The organism is Clostridium sp. SGI.024, from assembly GCF_050315195.1.
In the GTDB taxonomy this organism is placed as follows: Bacteria; Bacillota; Clostridia; order Clostridiales; family Clostridiaceae; genus Clostridium.
In genome coordinates this window covers 1-3781 of the sequence record NZ_JBNPON010000115.1, presented here as the reverse complement: position 1 = coordinate 3781, position 3781 = coordinate 1, and the positions used below count along the sequence as shown (strand labels likewise).

Here is a 3781-nt window from a genome sequence, read left to right as displayed (position 1 = left end):
ATAAATGAATATTTGAAGTTCAGGTAAATATTATTAAATTTTAACTTAACATAAAAAAATAATATGAAGTATATTTATGTATTTAGAACATATATTTAATTGTATTACTAAAAAGGAGGGATAATTATTAAAAGAGATATTACATCTACTATGATATTTAGTATTTTAATATTAATACTTATGATTATTGCACCAATGTTTATAATTAAATCTATGCCAGCAAAGGCAAATGAAGAAGTTTCAGAAATTACTAATGAAAATAAAGATATATTGTTAGATGGTAAAAACATTATTAAAGTGAATATTACAAAGGAAAACAGAATAGAAGAAGTTCAAATAGAAGAATATGTAAAAAGTGTAGTTTCAGGAGAAATGTTGGTAAGCTTTGATGATGAAGCTTTAAAAGCTCAAGCAATTGCAGCAAGGACATATATTGCTGCAAAAAGACTTAGGCCATGCAATATAGCAAATGGTGGAGATGTATGTGATACAACACACTGTCAAGTATATATAAATAAAGATGTAAGATTAGAACAGTGGGGAAGTAATGCAGAGGAATATTGGAATAAGATTTCTAATGCTGTTGATAATACTAAGGGAATGGTATTAACATACAATAATGAGTTGGTCTTATATCCTCAATTCTTTTCAACTAGTTCAGGTATGACAGAGAATGCAGTAGATGTATTTTCTAATTCAGTTCCTTATTTAGTTTCAACTGAAAGCAAGGGGGAAGAAATAGCTCCTAAATATGAAACTGAATTCCCATTTAATATACCTGAATTTGTGAATAAAATTAATGATAAATACAAAGAAGCAAGTATTACTTCTGAAAATTTAAAGAATAATATTGAAATATTGAGTAGAAGTGTGGCTGGAGGTATAAAAGAATTAAGGATAGGAAAGACTAAGGTAAAAGGGTTAGATTTTAGATTAGCTTTAGGATTAAGCTCAACTAATTTTGAATATGTTATAAATGAAAATGAAATAGTATTTAAATGTAAAGGATATGGGCATGGAGTAGGAATGAGCCAATGGGGAGCTAATGTTATGGCTAAGAGTGGAGCAGATTATAAAGACATATTAACTCACTATTATACAGGTGTAGAAATAAGTAAGTTAACATTTAAAGAATGATTTATAATTAAAAAATTATAAAAGAAGGCTATCTAAATAACAGGTATAGAAATTTGTTATTTAGATAGCCTTTTTTACATTATTTATTGAATTTATAAAGGCGCTTAAAATTCATTTATTTCATTTTTTAGAGGTACTATATAATGTTGAGAATTGTAGAAATTTGATGTAAACAAATACTCTTTAATTTGTATTAATTTGCTATAACAGGTAAGAATACAAAAAGGAGGTGTTGATATGAATAAAAACAAAAAAGATAAGGTAAAAGACTTTTTCAGAAAGGAGGGCTTTTATTTAGTATTATTTCTTTGTTTATGTATAATTGCTACTGTTGCTGTGGTAACAACTAAAAGAAATAAGACATTAGAAGAAAGTAATAAAGCACAAAATGAATTTACTTTAAATATTGATGATAAAGATAATTCTGAGGCTAAGAAGCAAAATGCTGAAAGAGTTGAAGGTGATGGAAATTATGAGTTAGCTCAAGATGAAAATGATATAGCATCTACTGAGGAAGGTGTTAGTGTTTCATCAGGAACTAATACTCAAGTTGTATTTTCAAATCCTATAGATGGGGTAATATCAAGAGGATATACATATCCAAAGCCTCAATCTATGCCTGATGGAACTAGTAGAAATATTAGAGGAATTGATATAAGTGCTTCCTTAGGAACAGAAGTTATGGCAGCTGCTATTGGTGAAGTAAAAGAAATATCATCAAAAGTTGAAGAAGGTAATTATGTAATTATTGCTCACTCAAATGGTTTATATACAAAATATACTAATTTATCAAATGATATTAGAGTAAACGTTGGTGATAGAGTTACAGAAAATACTGTTATAGGAACTGTTGGAAGTAGTTCTAAGATTTTTACTAATAATGAATTTGGAGAACATTTAAATATACAAGTTCAAGATTCAGAGGGGAAAGATTTAGATCCAACTGCTTATTTTACATTTAATGAAGAATAATTAAATGGAGCTGTCTAAGATATATAAATATTAAAGATATAGAATGTAAGATTGTTGATGTAATTTGTAATAAATAACTCAAATTATATAATTTTAGAATCATCTTTAGGAGTTTCTACTTCAATTTTACATTTTATATTATTATTTTTACATTGTGAGACAGCTCCTTAAAGTATAAGAATAAATATTATTATAAAGGAGGTAATATTTTTGAAGGATTATATAGAAGAGAGAGTTCTAGAAGTTGCAAAATATATTATAGAATCAAAAGATACAATTAGAAAAACTGCAAAAGTATTTGGAGTAAGTAAAAGTACAATCCATAAAGATATGACAGAAAGATTACCTAAGATAAATCCAACAATAGCAAAAGAAACCCATTCAATATTAGAGTTAAACAAGGCAGAAAGACATATTAGAGGTGGAAATGCTACTAAAATTAAATATAAAACTGCCGGACAGTAGAATTAGTTAAATAATCATTTATTAAGAGTATAAAAACATTGAAGGTTTACCATATTCAATATATAATTAGAAATAGGGCAAATATTGTAAATTTATATATATAGGTATTGTTTTATTTAAATTATATAGTTTAGATTAGGAGTGAACAGGAATGTGGTTTTGGAAGAATAGGGGTAATTTAGGAATTGACTTAGGAACAGCTACAGTTTTAGTTTATGCTGAAGGTAAAGGAATAATACTTAAAGAACCATCAGTAGTAGCTATAAATAGAAATAATAATAAGGTACTTGCTGTAGGTGAAGAGGCAAGAAAAATGATAGGAAGAACTCCTGGTAATATTGTAGCAGTAAGGCCTTTAAGAGATGGAGTTATATCTGACTATGAAATAACAGAAAAGATGTTAAAGGAATTTATAAGAAAAGCTTATGGAAAAAGTAAGATTACAGCTCCTAAAGTAATAGTATGCGTTCCATCTCAAGCAACTGAAGTGGAAAAAAGAGCAGTAATAGATGCTGCAAGAAATTCAGGAGCGAAAAAAGTTAACTTAATTGAAGAGCCATTAGCAGCAGCTATTGGTGCAGGTCTAGATATAACTAAACCTAATGGTTCTATGGTGGTAGACATTGGTGGTGGTACTACTGATATAGCTGTAATATCATTAGGTGGAATTGTTGTAAGATCATCTATTAAAGTGGCAGGAGATTCTTTTGATGATGCTATAATTAAGTATGTTAGAAATAAGTACAAGATAATGATAGGTGAAAAAACAGCAGAAGAATTAAAGGTTACTGTTGGTTCTGCATTAAAGGATTCAAGAAATTTAACTACAACTATGAAGGGGAGAAATTTAATCACAGGATTACCAGATGAGATTTCTATTACTTCTAATGAAATTAATGAAGCATTAAAGGAATCTGTATCATTAATTGTTGATAGTGTTAAATCAGTATTAGAAAAAACACCACCTGAGCTTGCTTCTGATATAATTGAAAGAGGAATTTTAATGACTGGTGGAGGTTCATTATTGTTCGGACTAGATAAATTAATAGAAATTGAAACTGGCGTTAATGTTGAGGTTGCAAATAATTCTGTTGAAGCAGTAGTAGAGGGAACAGGTAAGGTTTTAGGATATTTAGATAAATTAGACATTAACATAAATGAGGAAGAAATTAGTTTGATTGAATAGATGTAGTTTCTACATAAATAT

Annotated in this window: 4 protein-coding genes; all 4 read left to right on the top strand. The window is 28.1% G+C overall.

Features of this window, described 5'->3' with window-relative positions; all coding sequences use genetic code 11:
- Window positions 1-150: 150 nt before the first annotated feature.
- The 4 genes from spoIID to mreB all read left to right on the top strand — a co-directional run bounded on the left by spoIID (window position 151) and on the right by mreB (window position 3760).
- On the top strand, window positions 151-1137 hold the full coding sequence (spoIID, locus tag ACQRD5_RS16780) for a stage II sporulation protein D (protein WP_308780435.1): 987 nt from the start codon (window positions 151-153) through the stop codon (window positions 1135-1137).
- A 237-nt stretch (window positions 1138-1374) separates the two neighbouring features.
- Entirely contained in the window at window positions 1375-2109 is a 735-nt protein-coding gene (locus tag ACQRD5_RS16775; RefSeq protein WP_291631676.1) for a M23 family metallopeptidase, read from the top strand.
- A 210-nt stretch (window positions 2110-2319) separates the two neighbouring features.
- Window positions 2320-2574, top strand: coding sequence for a sporulation transcriptional regulator SpoIIID (gene spoIIID, locus ACQRD5_RS16770; RefSeq protein ID WP_291631674.1), 255 nt, complete (start codon window positions 2320-2322; stop codon window positions 2572-2574).
- 151 nt (window positions 2575-2725) lie between these two features.
- Entirely contained in the window at window positions 2726-3760 is a 1035-nt protein-coding gene (mreB, locus tag ACQRD5_RS16765; protein WP_427747087.1) for a rod shape-determining protein MreB, read from the top strand.
- Window positions 3761-3781: the final 21 nt, after the last annotated feature.